The organism is Actinacidiphila sp. bgisy160, assembly GCF_057707815.1.
In genome coordinates this window covers 318999-341840 of record NZ_JBYIQW010000001.1, presented here as the reverse complement: position 1 = coordinate 341840, position 22842 = coordinate 318999, and the positions used below count along the sequence as shown (strand labels likewise).

Sequence of the window (22842 nt, the reverse complement as noted above, 5' to 3'; positions counted from 1 at the left end):
CGACGGCCGCGCTCCCGTGCCACCGGTGAGGGGATTCATATGCATCCGGTGACGAACAGGTCAACGAACTTGACCTGCCCAGGCCGTCGGGCAGACTGGGCGGTCAGGGTCGGGACAACTGTCTTGTGCGTACGCGCGGTGCGCCCAGGGGGAACGTCAAGGGGACGGGTACGGATGAGCGGGGACGGCACGCGGGGCACTCATTCGGGGCGTTCGGTCGGTAACGGTCGCTACGTGTTCCGCGATCTGCTGGGACAGGGTGGCATGGCCGCCGTGCACCTGGCACACGACACAGTGCTGGACCGGCCGGTGGCCGTCAAGACGCTGCACACGGACCTCGGCCGGGAACAGTCGTTCCGCGAGCGGTTCCGGCGTGAGGCGCAGGCCGTCGCCAAGCTCAACCACACCAACATCGTCTCGGTCTTCGACTCCGGCGAGGACACCGTCGACGGCTCGCTCGTGCCGTACATCGTCATGGAGTACGTCGAGGGCAAGCCGCTGCGCGAGGTGCTCGACGAGGACGTCGCGCGGTTCGGCGCGATGCCCACCGAGAAGGCCCTGAAGATCACCGGGGACGTGCTCGCGGCGCTCTCCGAGAGCCACAGCATGGGCCTGGTCCACCGGGACATCAAGCCGGGCAACGTGATGCTCACCAAGCGCGGCGTGGTGAAGGTGATGGACTTCGGCATCGCCCGTGCGATGCAGTCCGGCGTCTCGTCGATGACGCAGACCGGCATGGTGGTCGGCACCCCGCAGTACCTGTCGCCGGAACAGGCGCTGGGACGGGGCGTGGACGAGCGCTCCGACCTGTACTCGGTGGGCTGCCTGCTCTTCGAGCTGCTCACCGGGCGGCTGCCGTTCGACGGCGACTCCCCGCTGGCCATCGCCTACCAGCACGTCCAGGAACTGCCACCGGCGCCGTCGGCGCTCAACAGGGCGGTGCAGCCGGGCGTCGACGCGCTCGTCGCGCGGGCGCTGCGGAAGAACCCCGCCGAGCGCTTCCCCACCGCCGACGCCATGCGCGACGAGGCGGAGCGGGTCGCCGCGCCGGGGCACGGCGCCGGCGCCACGCCGCTGATCATCGGCGGCGGACCGCGCCCGCGCGGCCGCGGCGAGGAGGTCTCCTCCGCGGTCTTCCCGCCGGTGCAGGGGGACTTGCGCACCCCGGCGCCGAACGTGCAGACCCCGTACCAGGCCCCGGCTCCGGCTCCGTACCCGCGACCCCAGCAGCACTGGGGCACCGCCGCCCAGGGCAGCCCCGCGCACACGCCGCCGCCCGGCCCCGGCCCGGCCTACGGCTACCCGCAGCACGCACACGCCTCGCACGCGCCCCACCAGCCGCACCCGCAGGCCGTGCCGCAGCACTCCACCCCGCCCTACACGATGCGCCCGGGCGCCCCGGCGGGTGGCGGCCGCAGGGGCGGCGGCGTCTCGACGGCGGTCGTCGCCCTCGGCGCCACGGTCGCCGCGATCGCGGTGGTCGTGGTGATCGTCATCGCGATGTCGATGGGCGACAAGGGCGGTACCGGGGGCACCGGCGGCACCCCGACCTACGACTCCCGGAACAGCGCCCCCGCCACCCCTCGCGAGGAGACGCAGCCGGCGGGGGACGAACCCGCGCCGGGCGTCAGCCAGGCCGACCAGACCCGCACCATCGACGCCTCGCGCTGCACCGAGGCGACCAAGAGCTACCAGGACGACGACCCGGACTCCGTGGTGATGCCGGACTTCTTCACCAAGTACGTCGACTCGGTCAAGTCCTGCATGGACGCGGCCGGTTGGGACTACGAGGTCAAGTACCGCAACGAGCAGATCTACGGGAAGGGCGCGGTCGTCGACCAGAAGCCCAAGACCTACAGCGCGTTCAGGCCGGAGAAGGACAAGGTCACCATCTGGGTCTCCACCGGCCAGGGCGGCTGACGCCACCGGCAGGCGCCCGGCCGCCCCGGTCACCGTCGGCGCCCCCGCGGATACGACGGACGGCGGGTGACCCCACCGGTCCCCGCCGTCTGTACCTACGCGTACGTACCGTCCCGGTGCCGCCCGCTCACAGATACGGGCCGTTGCGCGCCCCACCCGGGGCGTGCCCCTCCTCGTCGCCCTCGTGGCCCACACCGGGCGGCAGCGCGCGGCGCATCTGCTCCAGCTGGGCACGGGCGGCCATCTGCTGTGCGAACAGGGCGGTCTGGATGCCGTGGAAGAGGCCCTCCAGCCATCCCACCAGCTGCGCCTGGGCGATCCGCAGCTCGGCGTCGCTCGGCACGCCGTCCTCGGCGAAGGGCAGCGAGAGCCGCTCCAGCTCCTCGACCAGCTCGGGGGCGAGCCCCGCCTCCAGCTCCTTCACGGAGCTGTGGTGGATCTCCTTCAGGCGCGCCCGGCTCGCCTCGTCCAGGGGCGCCGCCTTCACCTCTTCCAGGAGCTGCTTGATCATGCTGCCGATGCGCATGACCTTCGCGGGCTGTTCGACCATCTCCGTCACGGGGACCTCGCGCTGCTCGTCGCCTTCTCCGGCGCGGCCGGCGTGTCCGCCGCCGCCGAGGGCCATCCCGTCCGGGCCGACGACCAGGACCTGCGGGCTCTCCTGCGACCGTTCGTTCATCGGCATCTCCATGCCGCCATTGTCTCGCACCGGCGCCTCTCCGGGATTTGTGCCCCCCACCGCGGCTCGCTACCCCTCCCGGCGGCCCTCGTCCGCGGCCGGTGCCTCGGTACGAAGGGGCGCCAGCCGGCCGGCGCAGCGGGCGAGCCAGCGCAGTTCGGCCTCCGCCGCGAGGACCAGCCGTTCCAGCACGAACAGCCTGGCCAGTTCCTCCGGGCCGGCGGGTCCGCCTTCCTCGGCCCGGTCCCGCAGCCGCTTCCACTCCCGCACCACGGCCGAGGTGTGTTCGCGCTGCGCCTCGACGACCGCCGCCGGATCGGTCCCCGGGGAGCAGAGGGCCATCGCCACTTTGATCGCCGGTTCGTCGCGGGGCGGGCTCGCCCGGTCCACGGGACGCCCCAGCCACGCGTGCAGTTCGGCGCGGCCCGCGTCGGTGAGGGCGTACAGGGCGTGTCCCGCCCCGTCCTCACCCGCGGGGGCCACCAGGCCGTCGCGCTCCAGCCGGCCCAGCGTGGTGTACACCTGGCCGACGTTGAGCGGCCAGGTCGACCCGGTGCGCGACTCGAACTCGGTACGCAGCTGGTAGCCGTACCGGGGCCCCGCCTCCAGCAGGGCCAGTAAGCCGTGTCGGATGGACATGGGGCGAACGTATACCGAGTATGCAGGGGCCCGGCAAGTTCAGCGGCCACGGCGCAGCCGCAGGCCGAGGAAACCCAGGCCCAGCCCGATCAGCACCAGCCCCGCACCGAGCGGCAGCACCTCCAGCACCCGTCCCACGGGCACCTGGCCGGCGGCCGGGCCCTGGTCCTGCGGCTCCTCGACGTGGACGGGGACGGGCGCGGAGGGCCGGTCGCCACCGCCCTCCGGGGTCTGCGGCGGCTCCGCCCGGCCGGGGTGCCTGCGCCCCTCGCCGGCCGCGCTGCCTGCGGGCCCGGAGGACGCCGCCGAGTGGGGCGGGGGCGGCGTGCCCGCGCCGGTGACCAGGAGGGCGAGCCCGGTCACCGTCGCCGCAACGACCACCTTCCGCAACTCCATGCTTCCAGCGTCACACGGGGAGTCACGGGCGGCCAGTCGTGCCCCGCGGTGCCCTGCCGACCGTCCGGAGCGTCGTTCAGATCGTGAGCAGCACCTTGCCGACGTGGCTACCGGCCTCGACCAGCCGGTGTGCCTCGGCCGCCTCGCGCATCGGCAGCGCGCGGTCCACCACCGGGCGCACCACGCCGGACTCCAGCAGCGGCCAGACGTGCTCCCGCACCGCCGCCACGATGGCCGCCTTCTCCTCCAGCGGCCGTCCGCGCAGCGAGGTCGCGGTGATCGCGGCCCGCTTGTTCAGCATCTTGCCGAGGTCGAGCTCCCCCTTGACGCCGCCCTGGAGCCCGATCACGGCCAGCCGGCCGTTGACCGCGAGGGCGTCGACATTCCGGCCCAAATACTTCGCGCCCATGATGTCGAGGATGACGTCGGCGCCGCCGAACGCCTCCCGCACCTCGGCCGTGAAGTCCTGCTCCCGGTAGTTGATCCCGAGGTCCGCGCCCAGCTCCCGGCACTTCGCGAGCTTGTCCTCGCTGCCCGCGGTGACCGCGACCCTGGCACCGACTGCCTTGGCCAGCTGGATCGCCATCGTGCCGATGCCGCTGGAACCGCCGTGCACCAGCAGCGTCTCGCCGGGACGCAAGTGGGCGATCATGAAGACATTGGACCAGACGGTGCAGACGACCTCCGGCAGCGCCGCGGCCTCGACGAGCCCCACGCCCTTGGGCACCGGCAGCAGCTGCCCGGCCGGGACGGCGACCTTCCCGGCGTAGCCGCCGCCCGCGAGCAGCGCGCACACCTCGTCGCCCACGCTCCAGCCGGCGGTCCCCGGGCCGAGGGCGGCGACACGCCCCGAGCACTCCAGGCCCGGGTAGGGGGACGCGCCGGGCGGCGGGTCGTAGAAGCCTTGCCGTTGCAGCAGGTCGGCACGGTTGACGGCGGTCGCGACGACCTCGACCAGCACCTCGCCCTCGGAGGGTACGGGATCGGGGACCTCGGCCCAGACGAGCGCGTCGGGGCCGCCGGGTTCGGGGATGGTGATCGCATGCATGGGGCCGACGCTACCTCTGCGGGGCGTGCGAGGAGTCTTCCTGACTCGTCCTGTGGATGACGATGAGCCGATCGGTCAACTTCAACGGGCTCGCCTCGGGGTTGTCGTGGTCGAGCAGCCGGTGGCCGCGCTTGACGACCACGACCAGGTCGCCGATCTCACGCGGGTCCAGCCCGGCCTCCGCCTTGGTGACCGGGCGCTCGATCAGGTCCAGCCCGCTGCCGTAGCTGATCAGCTCCTCCATCACCTCACCCGCGCTCGGGCTGAGCATCGACATCCCGAGCAGCCGGCCCGCCGCGCCGGAGCTGGTGACGACGGCGTCGGCGCCCGACTGGCGCAGCAGGGGGGCGTTCTCCTCCTCGCGCACGGACGCGACGATGGTGATCCGCTTGCTCAGCTGGCGGGCCGTGAGCGCCACCAGGACGGCGGTGTCGTCCCGCTGCGCCGCGATGATCAGTTCCCTGGCCCGCTGGATCTCCGCGCGCAGCAGGACGTCGTTGCGGGTCGCGTCGCCGGTAACGCCGGCGAAGCCCGCGGCGACCGCGGACTCCACCGCCTTGGGGTCGGGGTCGACCACCACGATCCGCTGAGTGGGCACGCCGTGGCCGGTCAGCGTCTTGGCGGCGGAACGGCCCTTGGTGCCGTATCCGACGATGACGGTGTGGTCGCGCACGGTGGACCTCCAGCGCTGCTGCCGGTACTGCTCGCGGGTGCGCTCGGTGAGCACCTCGAGAGTGGTGCCGACGAGGATGATCAGGAAGAGCACGCGAAGGGGCGTGACCAGGAGAACGTTGGTCAGCCGCGCGCTCGCGCTGTACGGGACGATATCGCCGTAGCCGGTGGTGGAGAGGGTGACGGTCGCGTAGTAGACGCAGTCCAGCAGCGACATCGGGCCGCCGGCGTTGTCGTGGTAGCCACCGCGGTCGACGTACACGATCGCTACGGTCAGTACCAGGACCAGCAGGGCCAGCAGGAGCCGCCGGGCCACCTGGATCAGGGGCCCGACGGTTTTCTTGTGGGGCAGGTGGACGACGTCGCCGGTCGCCCACGCGGCGCCTCGGCCGCGGCCCGCGTCCCTCACAGCCGCCCCCAGCCGGTCTCCAGGACGGCCGTACGGTCGCCCTTGACGGCCCCGCCGGGCGGGATCACGGCCATGCCGTCGGCCGCCGCGACGCCGCGCAACATGGCCGGACCGCTGAAGTGCAGCGGAGCCGCCTGCGACTCGTCGTCGAGGACCACCGGCACCAGACGGGTGTCGGTGGGATGGCCGTGCACGTCACCGGTGAGCCGTGCCTCGTACGCCACCGGGGCCGGGCGGCCCGCGAGCGCGCGCAACAGGGGGACGGCCAGGGTCAGCACCCCGGAGACCGCGGCCAACGGATTGCCCGGCAGGCCCACCAGCCGTCCACCGTCCGGCAGTTCGGCCAGCAGCATGGGGTGGCCGGGGCGGACCGCGACGCCGTCGACGAGCAACCGCGCGCCGATGCGTTCCAGCACGGGGTGGACGAAGTCCACCGGGCCGCCCGCGGTGCCGCCGGTGGTGACGACGACATCGGCGGTGGACCCGGTGACGGCGTCCTCCAGCAGGCCGGCATCGTCCTTCAGCCGCCGCGCGCGGACCGTGCCGGCCCCGAGCGCGCCGAGCCAGCCGGGCAGCAGCGGGCCGAGCGCGTCCCGCACCCGTCCGGCGCCGGGCGCGCCGCCGTCCAGCAACTCGTCACCCAGGACGAGGACCTCCACCGACGGCCGCGCGATGACGGTCAGTTCGTCGTAGCCCGCCGCCGCGGCCAGGCCGAGCACCGCGGGCGTGACCAGCGCGCCGGCCGCCAGCAACTCGTCGCCGCCGCGGCACTCCTGGCCGCGGGGCCGCACGTCCTGGCCGGGCCCGGGGCCGCCCCGCGTGGCGTGCAGCAGCCCGTCGGCGGTGATCCGCCCGTGTTCCCGGCGCAGCACCGCCGTCGTGCCGGGGGGCAGCGCGGCCCCGGTGGCGATGACGGTCGCGTGGCCGTCGAGCAGCGGGGCCCCGGAAGCCTGCCCGGCGAGGACGCTGCCTTCCGTGCGCCACGGGCCCGGGCCTGCGACGGCCCAGCCGTCCATCGCGGAGGTGTCGAAGGAGGGCAGGTCCGTGAGCGCGATCAGCGGCCCGGCCAGAGCGTGTCCCAGCGCGGCGCCGAGCGGCACGGCCAGCCGTGCCAGCGGTTCCGCGGCGGAGCCGGCGATGCGCCGTGCCCGGGGCCACGGCAGGTCGTGGTGGCCTCCGTTGGCGCCGTGGACGCCGTTGCCTCCGCGGGCGCCGTGGGCGCTGTGGGCGCCGCCCCGGGTCCCGCCGTGCGGGTGGGGGAGGGGCGTCGGGGCGCCGTCGGGGTCCGCCCCGCCGGAGGGTGGCTGCACGGGGTCGTGCCGGCCGGCGGACCGCCCGTTGGCCAGGGCCAGCGCCGCGTCCAACTCGTCGTCGGCGGCGTCCCCGGCACCGGTGTCGCGGGCGCCGCCCGCCGCACCCGGCAGGTTCATGCGCCCGGGTCCCCGCTCTCCGCTTCCTTCGCCCACCGCTCGGCCAGCGCGGAAGCACGCCTGGCGGCCTCCGCGACGGCCTGCTCGCCCCCGCCCGCCGTGGCCGCCGCGTAGCCCACCAGGAAGGTGGTCAGCGGCGCGGCGGGGCGGTCGACGCCGTGCGCGGCGTCCCGGGCGAGATCGAGGAGCATGCGCATGTCGACGTCGAGTTCGATGCCGAGTTCGGCTTTGGCTGCGGTGATCCATTCATCCAACACGCCCCCATGCTCCCTGATCCGGGCCCGGGCTGTGGAGAGGTCGTCCCAGGTGTCGCAGTCGAAGGAGGCCTGCCCGGTCGGGTCGGGCAGCCGCCGCAGGGCCAGTTCGCCGGTGAGCAGACGCAACGGCAGCCCGCTGAGGGTCCCGTGCTCCGCGGCGATCAGCGCCAGGTGCTGGCGCAGCGCTTCCGTGCGGTAGGTGGCCGCCAGCGTCTGGTCGCGGCCGTCGGAGTCGGTGAGCACGACCCCGTCGGCGCCCTCCGCGCCGCGCAGGGCGGCGAGCAGCGCGTCCACCGTCGTACGGGAGAGGAACGGCAGGTCGGCGGCGAGCACCAGCACGACGTCCGCGGTGACCTCGCGCAGCCCGGCGAAGAGCGCGGGCAGCGGGCCCCCGCCCGGCGGTTCCTCGCGGGCCCAGGCCACCGGGCGGGCGGTGGGGCGGCGCGGGCCCACGACCACCGTGGTGGCCGCTCCCGCGCACGCGTCCAGGACACGGTCGATCAGCGCGCGGCCGGCGACCGGCAGCCCCGGCTTGTCGGCCCCGCCGAGGCGCCTGGCGGCGCCGCCGGCGAGGACGACCGCGTCGTGGGGCTGCTCGTACGGCGAACGCGGCGATGGGTGGTCATGCGGCTCACGCGGCTCCGGGGTCATGCCCGGAGTATCGCCCACCGTGAGGTGTTCACACCGCCCGGAGCAGCACCGCCGGCTGTTCCACGCAGTCCGCGACGAAGCGGAGGAAGCCGCCCGCCGTGCCGCCGTCGCACACCCGGTGGTCGAAGGTGAACGACAGCTGGACCACCTGACGTACCGCCAGTTGGCCTTGATGCACCCACGGTTTGGGGGTGATCCGGCCGACGCCGAGCATCGCGGCCTCGGGATGGTTGATGATCGGCGTGGAGCCGTCGACGCCGAACACGCCGTAGTTGTTGAGCGTGAAGGTGCCACCAGTCAGCTGGGCCGGGGTCAGACCGCCGGAGCGGGCCGCCTCGGTGAGTCGGCCGATCTCCGCCGACAGCTCCTCCGTGCTGAGCCGGTGGGCGTCCCGGACGACCGGAACGACCAGACCGCGATCGGTCTGCGCGGCGAAGCCGATGTGCACCTCCGGCAGCACGACGATCTCGCCGCGCTCGGTGTCCACCGTGGAGTTGAGCTCCGGGTAGCGGGCCAGGGCCGCCGCGCAGATCCGCGCGAACAGTGCGAGGACCGACACCTTGGGACCGCCCGCGGCGTTCATCGCCGCACGCGCGGCAAGCAGTTCCGTCGCGTCGGCGTCGACCCAGCAGGTGGCGTCGGGGATCTCCCGCCGGCTGCGGCCGAGCTTCTCGGCCACGGCGCCGCGGATGCCCCGCAACGGGATGCGGGTGCCCTCAGCGGCCGCGGCGGCGGGCGCCGGGTGGGCCGCCACGGCGACCGGCGCCGTGGACCCTGCCGTGATGGCCCGTTCCACGTCGGAGCGCAGGATCAGCCCGTCGGGGCCGGAACCGGTCAGCGCGCGCAGGTCGAGGCCGTGCTCACGGGCCCTGCGCCGCACCAGCGGGGAGATGACGGCGACGGGACCCTCGCGCCGGTCCGGCGCGGTGACCGCGGCCACCGCGGCCGGGGCAGGCACCGGGGCGGGAGGCGGAGCGGCTGCCGGGGCTGTCGCGACGGGAGCCGGCGCGGGGCGCACCCGGCGGCGCCGGGCCGCGGGGCCACTGGTGCCGTAGCCGACCAGCACGTTGCCGGACCCGGAGTCGCCGTCGGCGGAGGCGGCCGGGGCGGCGGCCACCGGAGCGCCGGGCGCCTGCCCGTCGGGGGTGCCGACCGCGACCGTCAGCAGCGGCCTGCCGACGTCGAGGGTCTGGCCCTCCTCGCCGAACCGCGCGGTGACCACACCGCCGTAGGGGCAGGGCACCTCGACCACGGCCTTGGCCGTCTCGACCTCTACGACCGGCTGGTCGATGGCGACGACGTCGCCGACCTGCACCATCCAGCGAACGATCTCGGCCTCGGTCAGGCCCTCACCCAGGTCGGGCAGGGCGAATTCGCGGACGACGGCCATCACGCCTCCTCCCACTGCAGCCGCCCGACCGCGTCGAGGATGCGGTCGACGCCGGGCAGGTGGTGGCGCTCCAGCATCGGCGGCGGGTAGGGGATGTCGAAGCCGGCGACCCGCAGGACCGGGGCCTCCAGGTGGTGGAAGCAGCGCTCGGTGACCCGGGCGGCGATCTCGGCGCCCACGCCGCCGAAGCCGGTGGACTCGTGGACGACGACCGCGCGGCCGGTGCGGCGCACCGACGCGGCGACCGTCTCGTCGTCGAAGGGCACCAGGCTGCGCAGGTCGACGACCTCCAGGTCCCAGCCCTCCTGCAGCGCGGCCTCGGCCGCCTCCAGGCAGACCGGGAGCGACGGGCCGTAGGTGATGAGCGTGGCGGAGCGGCCGCCGCGGCGGACGACGGCCCGGCCGATCGGGGCCACCTCCTCCGGCGCGTCCGCCGACCAGTCGGCCTTTGACCAGTACAGCCGCTTGGGCTCCAGGAAGATCACCGGGTCGTCGGAGGCGATCGAGGCCCTCAGCAGCCCGTAGGCGTCCGCCACCGTGGCCGGGGTGACGACGTGCAGCCCGGGGGTGTGCGCGTAGTACGCCTCGGAGGCGTCGCTGTGGTGCTCGACGCCGCCGATGCCTCCGCCGTAGGGCACCCGGATGGTGATCGGCAGCGGCATGGCGCCGCGCGTGCGGTTGCGCATCTTGGCGACGTGGCTGACCAGCTGCTCGAACGCCGGGTAGGCGAAGGCGTCGAACTGCATCTCGACCACGGGGCGCATGCCGTACATCGCCATGCCCACGGCCGTGCCGAGGATGCCGGCCTCGGCGAGCGGGGTGTCGGTGCAGCGGCTGTCGCCGAACTCCTTGGCGAGGCCGTCGCTGATCCGGAAGACGCCGCCGAGGGTGCCGATGTCCTCACCGAAGAGGTGGACGGACGGGTCCTCGGCGAGGGAGTCGCGCAACGCGCGGTTGAGCGCCTGGGCCATGGTGGCCGGCTTGCGCCCGGTGGCCACGGCGGTCGCGGTGGTGGCGGTGCTCATGACTGTGCCTCGGCCTCCAGCTCGGCCCTCAGCATCGCGGCCTGCTCGCGCAGCTGCGGGGTGGGCTCGGCATAGACGTGTGCGAACAGGTCCATCGGGTCCAGGACCGCGTCCTCGTTCATCCGCTCGCGCAGCGCGGATGCCATCCGCTCCGCGTCCTCCTCGGTGTCGCGGACCATCGCGTCGTCGAGCAGGTCACGCTCGCGCAGGGCGCGCTCGAGCACCGCGATCGGGTCGTGCTCGCGCCAGGCCTCGACCTCGGCGTCCTCCCGGTACCGGGTGGCATCATCGGCGTTCGTGTGGGCTTCCATGCGATAGGTGATCGCCTCCACCAGGGTCGGGCCGCCGCCCTCGCGGGCGCGGGCCACGGCCTCGATGAGCACGGCGTGCACGGCCGCGATGTCGTTGCCGTCGACGAGCCGCCCGGGCATCCCGTAGCCGACGGCCTTGTGGGCCAGCGACGGGGCGGCGGTCTGCTTGGCGAGCGGCACCGAGATGGCGAAGCCGTTGTTCTGCACGAGGAAGACCACGGGGGAACGCCACACGGCGGCGAAGTTCAGCGCCTCGTGGAAGTCGCCCTCGCTGGTGCCTCCGTCGCCGACCATGGCGAGCGCGACGACGTCGTCGCCCTTGAGCCTGGCGGCGTGCGCCAGGCCCACGGCGTGCGGCAGCTGGGTGGCCAGCGGCGTGCTGAGCGGGGCGACCCGGTGCTCGCGCGGGTCGTAGCCGGTGTGCCAGTCGCCGCGCAGCAGCGTCAGCGCCTCCACGGGGTCGACGCCGCGGGCGACCGCGGCAAGGGTGTCGCGATAGCTGGGGAACAGCCAGTCCTGGGGCTCCAGGGCCAGCGCCGCGGCGACCTCGCACGCCTCCTGGCCGGTGCTGGAGGGGTAGACGGCGAGCCTGCCCTGCTTGGTGAGCGCGGTGGCCTGCCGGTTGTACCGGCGGCCGCGCACCAGCTGTCCGTACATCGTGGTCAGCAGTCCGGCGTCGAGCGCGCCTGCCTCGGGGGTGCCGAGCAGTCGGAACGGCTCAGGGTCGGGCAGCAGCGGCGCCGGGTCGGTGCGGGGTTGCCAGACGTGCTGGTCCAGGACGGTCATCGCGAGCACCTCCTCGTGGGCGTGTTCGTTGGGGGGAGCGGGTATCGCTCCCCTACCGATTGTTCGGTCGCCGGAGGCATTTTGGCTACAGGTGTGTCCCGCCTGTGGACAAACGGTTCTGCACAGCCTGAGATGGAGCCAGTACGTCCATGCTAGGGAGGCTCGGGGGCGTGACGGATTCCCAAATTTCTCGGGGGGGAGCCCCGGGACCACAGGCCACGGCGCCGGACACCGGTCCGGCGGCGGTGCGTCCGCTGGACGCCATCGACCGCGCGATCCTGCGCTACCTGCAGGAGGACGGGCGGGCGTCCATACGATCGGTGGCCGAGCACGTCCACGTGTCCAGGGCCAACGCCTACGCCCGGATCAACCGCCTCATCGAGGACGGGGTCATCCGCGGCTTCACGGCCCGGGTCGACCACGAACGCGCGGGTCACGGCGCGTCCGCCTACATCACGCTGAAGATCGTGCAGAACTCCTGGCGCACCGTGCGGGAGAAACTGCTGGAGCTGCCCGGGGTGGCGCACATCGCCCTGGTGAGCGGGGACTTCGACGTCCTGCTGCTCGTCCACACCCCCGACAACCGCAGCCTGCGGGAACTGGTGCTGACGCGCATCCAGGCGGTGCCCGAGGTGCTCAGCAGCCGCACACTGCTGGTCTTCGAGGAGACCGACCGGGTGCTGACCGACTGACCCATGGCCCGGCCAGCGCTAGTCGGCGTGCTTCTCGAGGAAGGCCGTCACGGTGGCCCAGTTGGGGTCGTAGGTGAGCATGCCCACCCCGTGCTGGGGCCCGCTGACGATGTCGAGCCGGTTCTCGGCCGCCTTCTTCGTGGCCTTGCTCAGCGCCTCGGCCGACTCGGCGAACCCGGTGTCGCCCGCCGCCGCCATGTAGAGCACGGGCGCGGTGAGCCGGGGTACCGCGGAGCTCGCGTCCATGGTCCCGTAGGTCTCCGGCGCGGAGAGCGAGACCACGGCGTCGACCGGCGGGTCCACCGAAGCGGCCCCCTCCAGGACGGCCGTGCCGCCCTTGGAGGCGCCCATGAGCAGGACGTGCCGTGCGCCCTTGGCGCGCAGGAACGCCACCCCGGCCACGACCTCGGGCACCTCGCTGCCGTTCGAGTCGACGACCAGGACGCGGTAGCCGTCCTTGATCAGGAGATCGGCCTGCGGCATCCACTGGCACATGTCGCCGTCGGCCTGGTGCATCAGCAGGACGGCGGTGTCGCCCTTGCCGGCGAACCAGGCGTCCACGGGGTTGTCGTCGGTGTCGTCGTAGCTGACGGATCCGGACTTCGCCTGCGCGGCCGTCAGGCAGCCGAAGTCCTCCGGCGGTGTGGCGTCGGCGGCCTGCCCGCCGCCGTCACCCCCTCCGCACCCGGCGAGCAGCAGGACGGCGGCAGAGGCGGCGCACAGGCGGGCACGAGGGGCGAATGGCATGGCCCTGATCGTGGAGGCCGGTCTGGACCAGCGTCAAGAGACGCGCAGCCCGTCGAAGGCGAGCCGTACGACGGCGGCGACGACCGCCGCGTCGTCGTGCTCCCGGGTACCGGCCGCGTGCGGCTGGTACCACTCGACTATGGAATTGATCATTCCGAAGAGCAGCCTGGTCGCGAGCCTGGGCTCCACGTCTCCCCGCAGGTCCCCCTCCGCGACGGCGGACTTCAGCAGGTCGGCGACCCGGTGGTCGAACTCCCTGCGGCGCTCCAGTGCCGCGCGCTCGGTCCTGGTGTTCCCGCGCACCCGCAGCAGCAGCGTGACGTAGGGCAGCTCCGCCATCAGCACCTCGGTGGTACGGCGCGTGACGTACTCCAGCCGCTCCACGGCCCGCCCGCCGCGCGCTCCGGGCTCCTCCAGGATGCCGAAGAGACCGTCCAGGGCACGGCCGACGGCGCGCTCGAGAAGCTCCTCCTTGCCCCGCACATGGTGGTAGATCGAAGACTTGGAGATGCCGGCGGCCCGCGACAGGTGCTCCATGGACGTGCCGTCGTAGCCGCGCTCGATGAAGACCGCCACGGCCACGGCCAGCAGCGAGTCCGGGGTGTAGGTGTCCCTCTTGGGGGCGGAGGTGTCGCGCTGTGCCATGGCCATGATTAGAGCAGTCTCCCCTCGGCCGCCGCGCGGCGGCTCAGCTGACGGGACGGCGCGTAGCGCCCGCCGGGGTACGCCTGGTCCAGGTTGCGCAGCACCTCGCGGACCCACTCCGGGCCCAGTTCGTCGCCCCAGGCGAGCGGACCGCGCGGGTAGTTCACACCGAGCCGCATCGCGGCGTCGACGTCCTCCGGCGAGGCCACCCCGCGAGCGACGGCGTCGGTGGCGAAGTCCACCAGCATCGCCACGGTGCGGGCGACGATCATGCCCGGGACGTCCTCGATGACACTGACCTTCTTGCCCAGCGCCTGGAACAGCCCGATCGCCGCCTGCACCGTCTCCGGGCGCGCGGAGTCGGACGGCGCGATCGCAACCCGGGTGGCGGCCCGGTAGTCCAGCGCGAGGTCGAACTGCACGTAGTCGACGGCCGGGCCCGTGGTGGCCGGGCCGCCGTCCGCCAGATAGAGCCGGCCGCCGCCGGGCAGCTCGATGTATCCGTCGTCCGGGTCGGCGACCTCGCCGTCCAGCACCTCGATGCCCGCCTCGGCGATCATCCGGGGCAGTTCCGCGGCCGGGCCGCGGCCGCCCATGCACACGGTGACCTCGGCGGGCGGCTTCTCCGGCCCCGCGGTGTGGGGGACCGGCGCGGCGGCACCCTCGGCGTGGTCGTACCAGCCGTGCCCGCTCTTGCGGCCCAGCCGCCCGGACTCCACCAGCCGCCGCTGGGCGAGGGAGGGGGCGAACTTGGGGTCCCGGAAGAAGGATTCCCACACCGAGCGAGTGACGGCCTCGTTGACGTCCTGGCCGATGAGGTCGGTGAGCTCGAACGGCCCCATCCGGAAGCCGCCGCTCTCCCGCAGCACCGCGTCGATGGTGGCTGGATCGGCCACGCGCTCCTCGTGGAGCCGGAAGGCCTCCGCGTAGAAGGGGCGCGCGACCCGGTTGACGATGAAGCCGGGCGTGTCGGCGCAGCGCACCGGCGTCTTGCCCCAGGCGGCCGCGGTGTCGTACGCGGTCCTGGCGAAGGCCTCCTCGGTGGCGGCGCCGGAGACCACCTCGACCAGCGGCAGCAGTGGGGCGGGGTTGAAGAAGTGCAGGCCGACGAAGCGGCCAGGGCGGCGCAGCGCACCGGCCACGGCGGTCACCGACAGGGAGGAGGTGTTGGTGGCCAGCAGGCAGTCCTCGCGGACCACCGACTCCAGGGCCGTGAAAAGCTGCTGCTTGGCGCCCAGGTCCTCCAGGATCGCCTCGACGACGAGCGACACGCCCGCCAGCTCCTCGATCTCCCGGACGGCCGAGAGGCGCCCGCGGGCCGCGTCACGCCCGGCTGCGGGCAGCCGGCCCTTCTCCACCAGGCGGTCCAGCCGTTCCGCTATGGCCCGCTCGGCCTGCTCGGCCCGGCCGGGGCCCGCGTCGTAGAGCCGTACGGAATGCCCCGCCACCAGTGCGACCTGGGCGATTCCCTGGCCCATCGTCCCCGTGCCCACCACCGCGACCGTGCTGGATCGGTCAAGAGCGCTCATCGCCGCCACTGCTCCTCGCCAGTTGTCCACAGCTTCGGCCGGCCCCCCTTGTCCCGACCGAACATTCGGTTAATCTAGCGGGGAAGCCAGCACCCTGCCCACCCCAATCCAGCTCGACGAGGAGTTGGCCCCATGGCTGCCGATCCCACCGCTGTCCCGTCGGTCGTGAAGCACCGCGAGACGCTCGACAAGGCGCTCAAGGCGATCCGTACCCGCGAGTACTGGTCTCCGTACCCCGAGCACCCGAAGGCATACGCGGACGGCGCGACCGCCCAGGCCGCGTTCGAGGCCCTGCGCGGCACCCGCTTCGACCTGGACCAGCCCGGTACCGACGGCTGGACCGGCGGCGAGGTGTCCCCGTACGGCATCGAGCTGGGCGTGGAGTACCCGCACCCGGACGTCGACGTGCTCCTCCCCGCGATGCGGGCCGCGATGCCCGCCTGGCGGGAGGCCGGCCCGGAGAACCGGGCCCTGGTCTGCCTGGAGATCCTGGCCCGGATCAACGCGCGCACCACGGAGCTCGCCCACACGGTCATGCATACTTCTGGCCAGGCCTTCATGATGGCCTTCCAGGCCGGTGGCCCGCACGCGCAGGACCGGGGCCTCGAGGCCGTCGCCTACGCCTACGTCGAGCAGGTGCGCACCCCCGGCACTGCCGAGTGGGTCAAGCCGCAGGGCAAGCGCGACCCGCTGACCCTGCGCAAGGACTTCACGGCGGTGCCGCGCGGCGTCGCGCTCGTGATCGGCTGCAACACCTTCCCCACCTGGAACGGGTACCCAGGCCTCTTCGCCTCGCTGGCCACCGGCAACGCGGTCGTCGTCAAGCCGCACCCGCGCGCCGTGCTCCCGCTGGCACTGACGGTCAGGATCGCCCGCGAGGTGCTCGCCGAGACCGGCTTCGACCCGAACCTGATCTGCCTGGCCGCCGAGCGGCCCGGTGAGGGCCTGGCCAAGACGCTGGCGCTGCGCCCCGAGGTCCGCGTCATCGACTACACGGGCTCCACCGCCTTCGGTGACTGGCTGGAGGACAACGCCCGCCAGGCCCAGGTCTTCACCGAGAAGGCCGGCGTCAACACCGTCGTCGTCGACTCCACGGACGACTACAAGGGCATGCTGTCCAACCTGGCCTTCTCCCTGTCCCTGTACAGCGGCCAGATGTGCACCACCCCGCAGAACCTGCTGATCCCGCGCGACGGCATCGCCACCGACGACGGGCACAAGGGCTTCGACGAGGTGGTGGGCGATCTGGCGGCCGCAGTCGGCGGGTTGCTCGGCGATGACGCCCGGGCCAACGCCCTGCTGGGCGCGCTGGTCAACCCCGATGTGAAGGCCCGCCTGGAGGCGGCCGCGTCCCTCGGCGAGGTCGCGCTCGCCTCCCGCGAGGTCCCGAACCCCGACTTCCCGGACGCCGTGGTCCGCACCCCGGTGATCGTGAAGCTGGACGGCGCCAAGCCGGACGACGAGGCCGCCTACATGTCGGAGTGCTTCGGCCCGGTCGCCTTCGCGGTCGCCATGGACTCCACCCAGGACGCGGTCGACCTGCTGCGCCGCACCGTTCGGGACAAGGGCGCGATGACGGTCGGCGCCTACACCACCTCCCGGGAGGTGGAGCGGCAGATCGAGGACGTCTGCCTGGAGGAGGCCGCCCAGCTCTCCCTCAACCTGACCGGCGGGGTGTACGTCAACCAGACGGCCGCCTTCTCCGACTTCCACGGCTCCGGCGGCAACCCCGCCGCCAACGCCGCGCTGTGCGACGGGGCCTTCGTCGCGAGCCGCTTCCGGGTCATCGAGGTCCGCCGCCCGGTCTGATCCGGCTCTTGCGCACCACCGACAGCCCCGTCCGGAGCCGCCCTGTCACTCCGGACGGGGCTGCTCCGTCCCCACCCGCGCGTGGCGCTGGATCCAGGCGTGCATGGCGATGGCGGCCGCGGCGCCCGCGTTGATCGAGCGCGTGGAACCGAACTGGGCGATCGAGCAGACCGCCGCGGCGTGCTTCCACGCCTCGTCGGTCAGCCCGGGCCCCTCCTGCCCGAAGAGCAGCACGCACCTCCGGGGCAGCTCGGTGGTCTCCAGCGGCACGGCGCCGGGGAGGTTGTCGATCCCGATGATCGGCAGGTCCTCCTCGGCCGCCCACGCGGCCAGCGCCGCGACGTCCAGGTGGTGACGCACATGCTGGTAGCGGTCGGTCACCATGGCGCCGCGCCGGTTCCAGCGCCGCCGCCCCACGATGTGCACCTCCTTGGCCAGGAAGGCGTTGGCGGTGCGCACCACGGAACCGATGTTGAAGTCGTGCTGCCAGTTCTCGACGGCGACATGGAAGTCGTGGCGCCGGGTGTCGAGGTCGGCGACGATCGCCTCACGCGTCCAGTAGCGGTACTCGTCCACCACATTGCGGCGATCGCCGTGCGCGAGCAGTTCGGGGTCGAAGCGCGGGTCCTGCGGCCAGGGCCGCGGATGCGGCCCGACCCCGACCTCGGGGCCGAAGCCGTCGTCGTACTGCATCGGCTCGGCCGCGTCGTCCTGGCTGGTGCTCACACCACGAGGTTAGAGGGGGCGGGCTCGCCGGCCGGTCCCGGCCCTCGCTGGCCCGTGGCCGCCTGCGCCCCCGCGTCCTCCGGCTCCCCGGTGGCGCCCGCCGTCCCGTGGCGTCCCGCTCCGCGCCCCACCAGCCGGCCCATCCGGTCGCCCGCCCAGCGCAGGAAACCGGTGGGCAGGAAGACCGCGTCGGCGGCGATCATCGCCAGCGAGAAGAACGGCAGTCCGAGCACGACGGCGATCGAGGCGTGCTCCACGATCATCAGCGCGAGCAGCACGTTCTTCACGCGGCGGTTGAAGAGGGTGAAGGGGAAGGCGACCTGGACGATCACGGTGCCATAGGTGATCACCATCACCATCAGGCCGTTGGCGGCCATCGCGTGGGACAACTCCGGCCAGGGACTGAAGTCGTCCAGGTGCAGCGGGTAGTACAGCGCGGTCCCGTCCTGCCAGCGGGAGCCCTGGACCTTGTACCAGCCCGCCGTGGCGTAGATCAGGCACACCTCGACCACGATCACCAGCAGACCGGCGGCGTGCAGGATGTTGGCGAGGATGTCGAGCACCGCGCGCGGCTCGCCGGGCGCGTACCGCCGCACCGCCCACCACACGGCCTGGAGCACTAGGAAGCCCCACAGGAACGGGGTCCAGCCCAGCCAGGGCAGCAGGCCGTCGGTCCAGGTCAGGCCGGTGCTGCCGAGCAGTTGCGCCACGGCGAGCACGAGTCCGAGGACGATCCACAGCACGATCCCCGCGCCGCCGGTGTCCCGGCCCTTGGCTCTGCGGCGGGCGTCGAGCGACCAGACCTGTCCGCACCGGGTGAAGACGAGGTAGATCGCCATCAGGTGGATCACGTTGTCGCCGCCGTCGCCGACGAACACACTGCGGTTCTGCAGGGCGAGCACGCCGATCATGAACAGCAGCGAGGCCGTGCGGGTGCGCCAGCCGAGCAGCAGCATCGCGCTCGCCGCGATCGCACCCGCGTACACGACCTCGAACCAGGCGTCGGCCCTGCCCCACAGCAGCGGGGTGAAGGCGTGGTTGTCGGCGACGAGCCGGTTCGCGAGGTCCCAGCTCCACGACCCGTCCGGTCCGTAGAGCTCGTGGCGGTGCGGCCACTCACGCAGCAGGAACAGCAGCCAGGCCAGCGAGATGCCGATCCGTACGACGGCGGCCTGGTGGGGGCCGACGGTGGTGCCGGTGATCCGCGCCAGGCCGCGCGACAGACCGCCCGCGGCGGAACGGGACAGTCCCGCGAAGGGGGACGGGACGGCGGGCGGGACGGGGCCCGGCCGGCCGGCGGCGGGCACCGGCCGGTGCACGGCCCCGCGCGCGGACCCGTCCGGGCCCTCGTGCGCGGACTCTTCCACGGCCCCGCGCGCGGACTCGTTCACGTACTCGCTCACGACGCGTCCTCCCCGCCCTCGTCCTCGTCCGCCACGTCCGAGCGCCACCAGGGCAGCACCTGGAAGGTGGTACGCGTGTCGATCTTCTCGGGGCTCCAGGTGGGGGCCGCGACCGGCGTGGTGCCGGTCCGCACCTGCAGGCGGACGACGTCACCGCCGTTGAGCCGGGGCCCGAAGCGGCCCTCCACGATGCGCTGCAGGTACTGCCTGCTCAGCTCGCCGCGCACGCCGATGGGCTTGTCGTTCTCTCCGTGGGAGGCGGCGTAGAAGCTCCACGCCCTGCGCAGCTCGTTCTGCTGGGTGTGACTGGGCGCGACGTTGTGCCTGATGGCGGCTATGTCCATGGCCGTGAGGTCGACCCAGCCGGTCACCTGGGTCGAGCCGTCGTCCTTGTGCACCTCGGCACGCGCCCAGACGTGGATGTTCTGCTGAAGCGGATTGGGCGCGAAGAGCTTCCAGTTCTGCTCGAACTCGGGGTAGACGTAGCCGGCGACCAGGTCTCCGTGCTTCTTGGTGGCGGTGTTCGGCGGCGCGACGTGCAGGAAGACCATGAGCAGGTGCACCGCGACGCCGACCGCGGCCGCGGCCAGCGCCAGCGCGACCACGATCCGCGCGGGCGGCGACAACGCGGCTATGCCGGCCGGTCCCCCGGACTCCTCGGGTGGCTCCATCGTGGTTCTCCGCTCTGTTCCCCGTGCACCGCTCAGCACGGAACGGTACTCATGCCACACACGTGCGGTACAGCCGTACCGGTCAGCACAGGCCGCGGGTGGCACGGGGAGGGCGGGGAAGGCGGTGAGCCAGGGCGCAGGTGCCGCCGGTCAGCCGCCCATGGCGCGGGCAGGGGGCCTCAGAGCACGTGCGCCGGACCCGTGCCGTCCGTCACCAGGGGGCGGCCCGCGGCCTCCCAGCCGAGCATGCCGCCGTCGACGTTCACCGCGTCGAGGCCCTGCGCGATCAGGTACTGGGCGACCTGCGCCGAGCGGCCGCCGACCCGGCACACGACGTGCACCCGGCGGTCCGCCGGGACCTCCTCGATACGGGCGACGACCTCGCCCATCGGGATGTGCGCCGCGCCCTCGGCATGCCCGGCGTCCCACTCGTCGTGCTCCCGGACGTCGAGCAGGTAGGCGTCGGCGGGGACCTGCGCGGCGTCCACCGCGGGCAGCTGGGCGTTGAACATGGAACGGGCTCCTTCGGTCAGGGCGTGCAGGTCGAACGTACCCGACCCGCTACTCGGACCCCTTCGAGGAGCGCACCAGCTCCGCCAGCCGGGCCTCGCGGTTGGCCACCTGGTTGAGGAGGTTCTCCGCGATCTCGTTGAGCAGCCCGTCCGGGTCCTCCGGGGCGAGCTTCATCATCTGCGCGATCGCGCTGTTCTCCAGATCGGCGGCGAGCGCTGCCAGCCGCTCCTTGCGCTCCGCCAGCCACTCCAGCCGCGCGTACAGCACCTCGGCCTCGCTCGGCTGCCCCTCCGCCGGGACCGGCCCGGCCTCCCACTCCTCCGCCAGCTCGCGCAGGCGCTGCTCGTCCCCGTAGGTGTACGCCTCGTTGACCCGGGCGATGAACTCGCTCCGGCGCTCGACCTCGGCCTCGTCCTGCGCCAGGTCCGGGTGCGCCTTGCGGACCAGCTCGCGGTAGAGCCGCTGCGCCTCCTTGCCCGGCCGCACGCGGCGCGGCGGGTTCGGGTCCTCCTGGGGCCGGACCCCGTCCGAGCCGAGCAGACCCTCGAAGAGCTCCTCCACCCCCGGCATCGGCATCACGAGGGCGCGCGCCTCCCAGGCGCGCTGGATGTCCTCGCGGGAGCCGCTCTTGGCCGCGACCGCCTCCGCGATCAGCGCGTCGAGCTCGTCGAGCCGGGCGTACATCGGGCCGAGCCTCTGGTGGTGCAGCCGGGAGAAGTTCTCGACCTCCACCCTGAAGGTCTCCACCGCGATCTCGAACTCGATCAGGGCTTGCTCGGCGGCGCGCACCGCCTGCGCCAGCCGGTCCTGCGGCTCGGAGGAGGATGCGGCGGCCGACTCGGTGCGGGGGGAATGGGCCGACTCGGTGCCGGGGGAATTCGTCACCGGTCCAGCCTACGAGGAGTGGGGGGCGCCGGTCACAGGCTACGGCCTGGTAGCTGCCACCGGCACACCGGCACCAGTGCCCTCACACGCCCTCTTCCGCGGCGATCCGCCCGGCCCGCACCTCCGCCACCAGCTCGGCGTGGTCCGCCTCGGTCCGGTCGGCGTACGCGACCGCGAACGCCGCGACCGCCTCGTCCAGTTGCTCGCCCTTGCCGCAGTAGCCCGCGATCAGCCGCGGGTCCGCGGAGTGCGCGTGCGCCCGGGCCAGCAGCGCGCCGGTCATCCGCGCGTAGTCGTCTATCAGGCCGGGCTCCAGCTCCGCGGGGTCGACGCTGCCCTTGCGGTTGCGGAACTGCCGTACCTGGTACGGCCTGCCGTCCACGTCGGCCCAGCCCAGCAGACTGTCGCTGACGACCTGCATGCGCTTTTGGCCCAGCACCACGCGCCACCCCTCGTGCTCCACCACGGGCGCGTCGAACCCGGCCTTGCCCAGGTACGGCAGCAGCGCGGAGGGACGGGCCTCCTTCACCTGCAGCACCAGCGGCTGCCCGAGGTGGTCCAGGAGCAGCACCACGTACGACCGGGTGCCCACGCTGCCCGTCCCGACCACCCGGAACGCCACGTCGTGCACCGCGTAGCGGGCCAGCAGCGGCCGCCGGTCCTCACCGATCGTCGCCTGGTAGCCGGCCTCCGACAGGGACGCGGCGACCGCCGCCGCCTCCTCGTCCGGCACCCGGCGCAGCACCGGGGGAGCGTCGACGAAGCGGCGGCCGCCGCCCTCGACCTCCTCCGTCGCCCGCGCCGCGAACTTGGCGCTGGTGTTGCGGCGCGCCTTCCCCGCCACCAGGCGCAGCGTGCCCGCCAGGTCGCGGGCGTCGGCATGCGCCACCAGCTCCTCGTCGGCGATGGCGTGCCAGGCGTCCAGCACCGGCATCCTCGCCAGCAGCCGCATGGTGCGCCGGTACGCGCCCACCGCGTCGTAGGCGGCGCCCCGGCACGCGTCCTCGTCCGCCCCGGCCTCACGCCCGGCCAGCACCAGGGAGGCGGCGAGCCGCTTGACGTCCCACTCCCAGGGTCCGTGGACGGTCTCGTCGAAGTCGTTGATGTCCATGACCAGCCGGCCGAGGTGGTCCCCGTACAGGCCGAAGTTGGCGGCGTGCGCGTCCCCGCAGATCTGGGCGCCGATCCCGGTGACCGGGCCGCCCGCGAGGTCGGCGGCCATCAGCCCGGCCGAACCGCGCAGGAAGGCGAAGGGGCTCGCCGCCATCCTCCCCACCCTCAGCGGGACGAGTTCCGCGATGCGCCCGAGGCCGGACTCCCACACCGCCTCCACGGCGCCGGGCCGGTCGGCGCCGGGCGCGAACCCCGCGTGCGCCTCGCGCGGCACCGCCTCCCGCAGCGCCTTGCCCTCCTGCTTGGGCCGGCCGTCGTGCGGCCATCTCCGGAACCCGGCGATGTGCGGAAGCCTGTGCTCCACGTGCTCACCCTCCCCTTGGGCCATGCCCGGTTGGTCACTCCTGGGGGCAATCTAGCCATTTACCGGACCGCGTCCGATGTTTCATGCTTGCCTGGACGTGACGACCCGACCCTGATGCCCTTTCAGCCTTCC

At 73.4% G+C, this 22842-nt stretch carries 22 protein-coding genes; 3 read left to right on the top strand and 19 right to left on the bottom strand.

Going from position 1 to position 22842, the window contains the following annotated elements; translation table 11 throughout:
• The first annotated feature begins 174 nt into the window (after window positions 1-174).
• Window positions 175-1920, top strand: a complete 1746-nt coding sequence (locus tag AC3EUJ_RS01615) for a Stk1 family PASTA domain-containing Ser/Thr kinase (RefSeq protein ID WP_431959023.1) — start codon at window positions 175-177, stop codon at window positions 1918-1920.
• Window positions 1921-2047: 127 nt separating this feature from the next.
• Here AC3EUJ_RS01615 and AC3EUJ_RS01610 read toward each other — a convergent pair whose 3' ends face one another.
• From AC3EUJ_RS01610 to pdhA, 10 genes are all read right to left on the bottom strand, one after another.
• Window positions 2048-2611: a bacterial proteasome activator family protein gene (locus AC3EUJ_RS01610; RefSeq protein WP_431959022.1), complete on the bottom strand. Its 564-nt coding sequence runs from the start codon at window positions 2609-2611 to the stop codon at window positions 2048-2050.
• 57 nt (window positions 2612-2668) lie between these two features.
• Complete coding sequence (locus AC3EUJ_RS01605; protein WP_431959021.1) at window positions 2669-3238, bottom strand: PadR family transcriptional regulator; 570 nt, start codon at window positions 3236-3238, stop codon at window positions 2669-2671.
• Between the two features lie 39 nt (window positions 3239-3277).
• On the bottom strand, window positions 3278-3634 hold the full coding sequence (locus AC3EUJ_RS01600) for a hypothetical protein (RefSeq protein WP_431959020.1): 357 nt from the start codon (window positions 3632-3634) through the stop codon (window positions 3278-3280).
• A 76-nt stretch (window positions 3635-3710) separates the two neighbouring features.
• Entirely contained in the window at window positions 3711-4682 is a 972-nt protein-coding gene (locus AC3EUJ_RS01595) for an NAD(P)H-quinone oxidoreductase (RefSeq protein ID WP_431959019.1), read from the bottom strand.
• A gap of 10 nt (window positions 4683-4692) precedes the next feature.
• Window positions 4693-5763, bottom strand: coding sequence for a potassium channel family protein (locus AC3EUJ_RS01590; RefSeq protein ID WP_431959018.1), 1071 nt, complete (start codon window positions 5761-5763; stop codon window positions 4693-4695).
• Entirely contained in the window at window positions 5760-7193 is a 1434-nt protein-coding gene (locus AC3EUJ_RS01585; RefSeq protein WP_431959017.1) for a molybdopterin molybdotransferase MoeA, read from the bottom strand. Before AC3EUJ_RS01585 ends, AC3EUJ_RS01590 begins: the two co-directional genes overlap by 4 nt.
• The gene (locus tag AC3EUJ_RS01580; protein WP_431959016.1) at window positions 7190-8101 is read right to left on the bottom strand and encodes an NTP transferase domain-containing protein; all 912 of its coding nucleotides are present in this window, start codon (window positions 8099-8101) and stop codon (window positions 7190-7192) included. Before AC3EUJ_RS01580 ends, AC3EUJ_RS01585 begins: the two co-directional genes overlap by 4 nt.
• Window positions 8102-8129: 28 nt before the next feature.
• Window positions 8130-9491 (bottom strand): dihydrolipoamide acetyltransferase family protein, encoded by a 1362-nt coding sequence (locus tag AC3EUJ_RS01575; RefSeq protein WP_431959015.1) that lies wholly within the window; start codon window positions 9489-9491, stop codon window positions 8130-8132.
• Window positions 9491-10516, bottom strand: a complete 1026-nt coding sequence (locus tag AC3EUJ_RS01570) for an alpha-ketoacid dehydrogenase subunit beta (protein ID WP_431959014.1) — start codon at window positions 10514-10516, stop codon at window positions 9491-9493. The genes AC3EUJ_RS01575 and AC3EUJ_RS01570 overlap by 1 nt, the downstream gene beginning before the upstream one ends.
• Entirely contained in the window at window positions 10513-11613 is a 1101-nt protein-coding gene (gene pdhA, locus AC3EUJ_RS01565) for a pyruvate dehydrogenase (acetyl-transferring) E1 component subunit alpha (RefSeq protein ID WP_431959013.1), read from the bottom strand. The genes AC3EUJ_RS01570 and pdhA overlap by 4 nt, the downstream gene beginning before the upstream one ends.
• A gap of 149 nt (window positions 11614-11762) precedes the next feature.
• Between pdhA and AC3EUJ_RS01560 the strand changes: the two genes are divergently transcribed.
• Window positions 11763-12305 carry an Lrp/AsnC family transcriptional regulator gene (locus AC3EUJ_RS01560; RefSeq protein ID WP_431959012.1) on the top strand — a complete coding sequence of 181 codons (543 nt, stop codon included), beginning with the start codon at window positions 11763-11765 and terminating at the stop codon, window positions 12303-12305.
• Window positions 12306-12323: 18 nt separating this feature from the next.
• On the opposite strand, the gene AC3EUJ_RS01555 is transcribed toward AC3EUJ_RS01560, so the two are convergent.
• The 3 genes from AC3EUJ_RS01555 to AC3EUJ_RS01545 are packed head-to-tail and all read right to left on the bottom strand — an operon-like array spanning window position 12324 to window position 15226.
• A complete protein-coding gene (locus AC3EUJ_RS01555) occupies window positions 12324-13052 on the bottom strand; it encodes an alpha/beta hydrolase family protein (protein ID WP_431959011.1) in 729 nt (242 codons plus the stop codon).
• A gap of 33 nt (window positions 13053-13085) precedes the next feature.
• The gene (locus tag AC3EUJ_RS01550) at window positions 13086-13703 is read right to left on the bottom strand and encodes a TetR/AcrR family transcriptional regulator (protein ID WP_431959010.1); all 618 of its coding nucleotides are present in this window, start codon (window positions 13701-13703) and stop codon (window positions 13086-13088) included.
• Window positions 13704-13705: 2 nt separating this feature from the next.
• Window positions 13706-15226, bottom strand: a complete 1521-nt coding sequence (locus AC3EUJ_RS01545; RefSeq protein ID WP_431959009.1) for a 3-hydroxyacyl-CoA dehydrogenase — start codon at window positions 15224-15226, stop codon at window positions 13706-13708.
• 132 nt (window positions 15227-15358) lie between these two features.
• On the opposite strand from AC3EUJ_RS01545, the gene paaN reads away from it, so the two are divergent.
• On the top strand, window positions 15359-17035 hold the full coding sequence (gene paaN, locus AC3EUJ_RS01540; protein WP_431959008.1) for a phenylacetic acid degradation protein PaaN: 1677 nt from the start codon (window positions 15359-15361) through the stop codon (window positions 17033-17035).
• Window positions 17036-17080: 45 nt separating this feature from the next.
• On the opposite strand, the gene AC3EUJ_RS01535 is transcribed toward paaN, so the two are convergent.
• From AC3EUJ_RS01535 to AC3EUJ_RS01510, 6 genes are all read right to left on the bottom strand, one after another.
• On the bottom strand, window positions 17081-17728 hold the full coding sequence (locus tag AC3EUJ_RS01535; protein ID WP_431959223.1) for a TrmH family RNA methyltransferase: 648 nt from the start codon (window positions 17726-17728) through the stop codon (window positions 17081-17083).
• A 29-nt stretch (window positions 17729-17757) separates the two neighbouring features.
• The gene (locus AC3EUJ_RS01530) at window positions 17758-19080 is read right to left on the bottom strand and encodes an HTTM domain-containing protein (RefSeq protein ID WP_431959222.1); all 1323 of its coding nucleotides are present in this window, start codon (window positions 19078-19080) and stop codon (window positions 17758-17760) included.
• Window positions 19081-19160: 80 nt separating this feature from the next.
• Window positions 19161-19835, bottom strand: coding sequence for a DUF5819 family protein (locus AC3EUJ_RS01525; protein ID WP_431959007.1), 675 nt, complete (start codon window positions 19833-19835; stop codon window positions 19161-19163).
• A 179-nt stretch (window positions 19836-20014) separates the two neighbouring features.
• Window positions 20015-20347, bottom strand: a complete 333-nt coding sequence (locus AC3EUJ_RS01520) for a rhodanese-like domain-containing protein (protein WP_431959006.1) — start codon at window positions 20345-20347, stop codon at window positions 20015-20017.
• A gap of 49 nt (window positions 20348-20396) precedes the next feature.
• Window positions 20397-21233 (bottom strand): hypothetical protein, encoded by an 837-nt coding sequence (locus tag AC3EUJ_RS01515; RefSeq protein WP_431959005.1) that lies wholly within the window; start codon window positions 21231-21233, stop codon window positions 20397-20399.
• Window positions 21234-21315: 82 nt separating this feature from the next.
• Complete coding sequence (locus AC3EUJ_RS01510; RefSeq protein WP_431959004.1) at window positions 21316-22734, bottom strand: DUF2252 domain-containing protein; 1419 nt, start codon at window positions 22732-22734, stop codon at window positions 21316-21318.
• Window positions 22735-22842 lie beyond the last annotated feature (108 nt).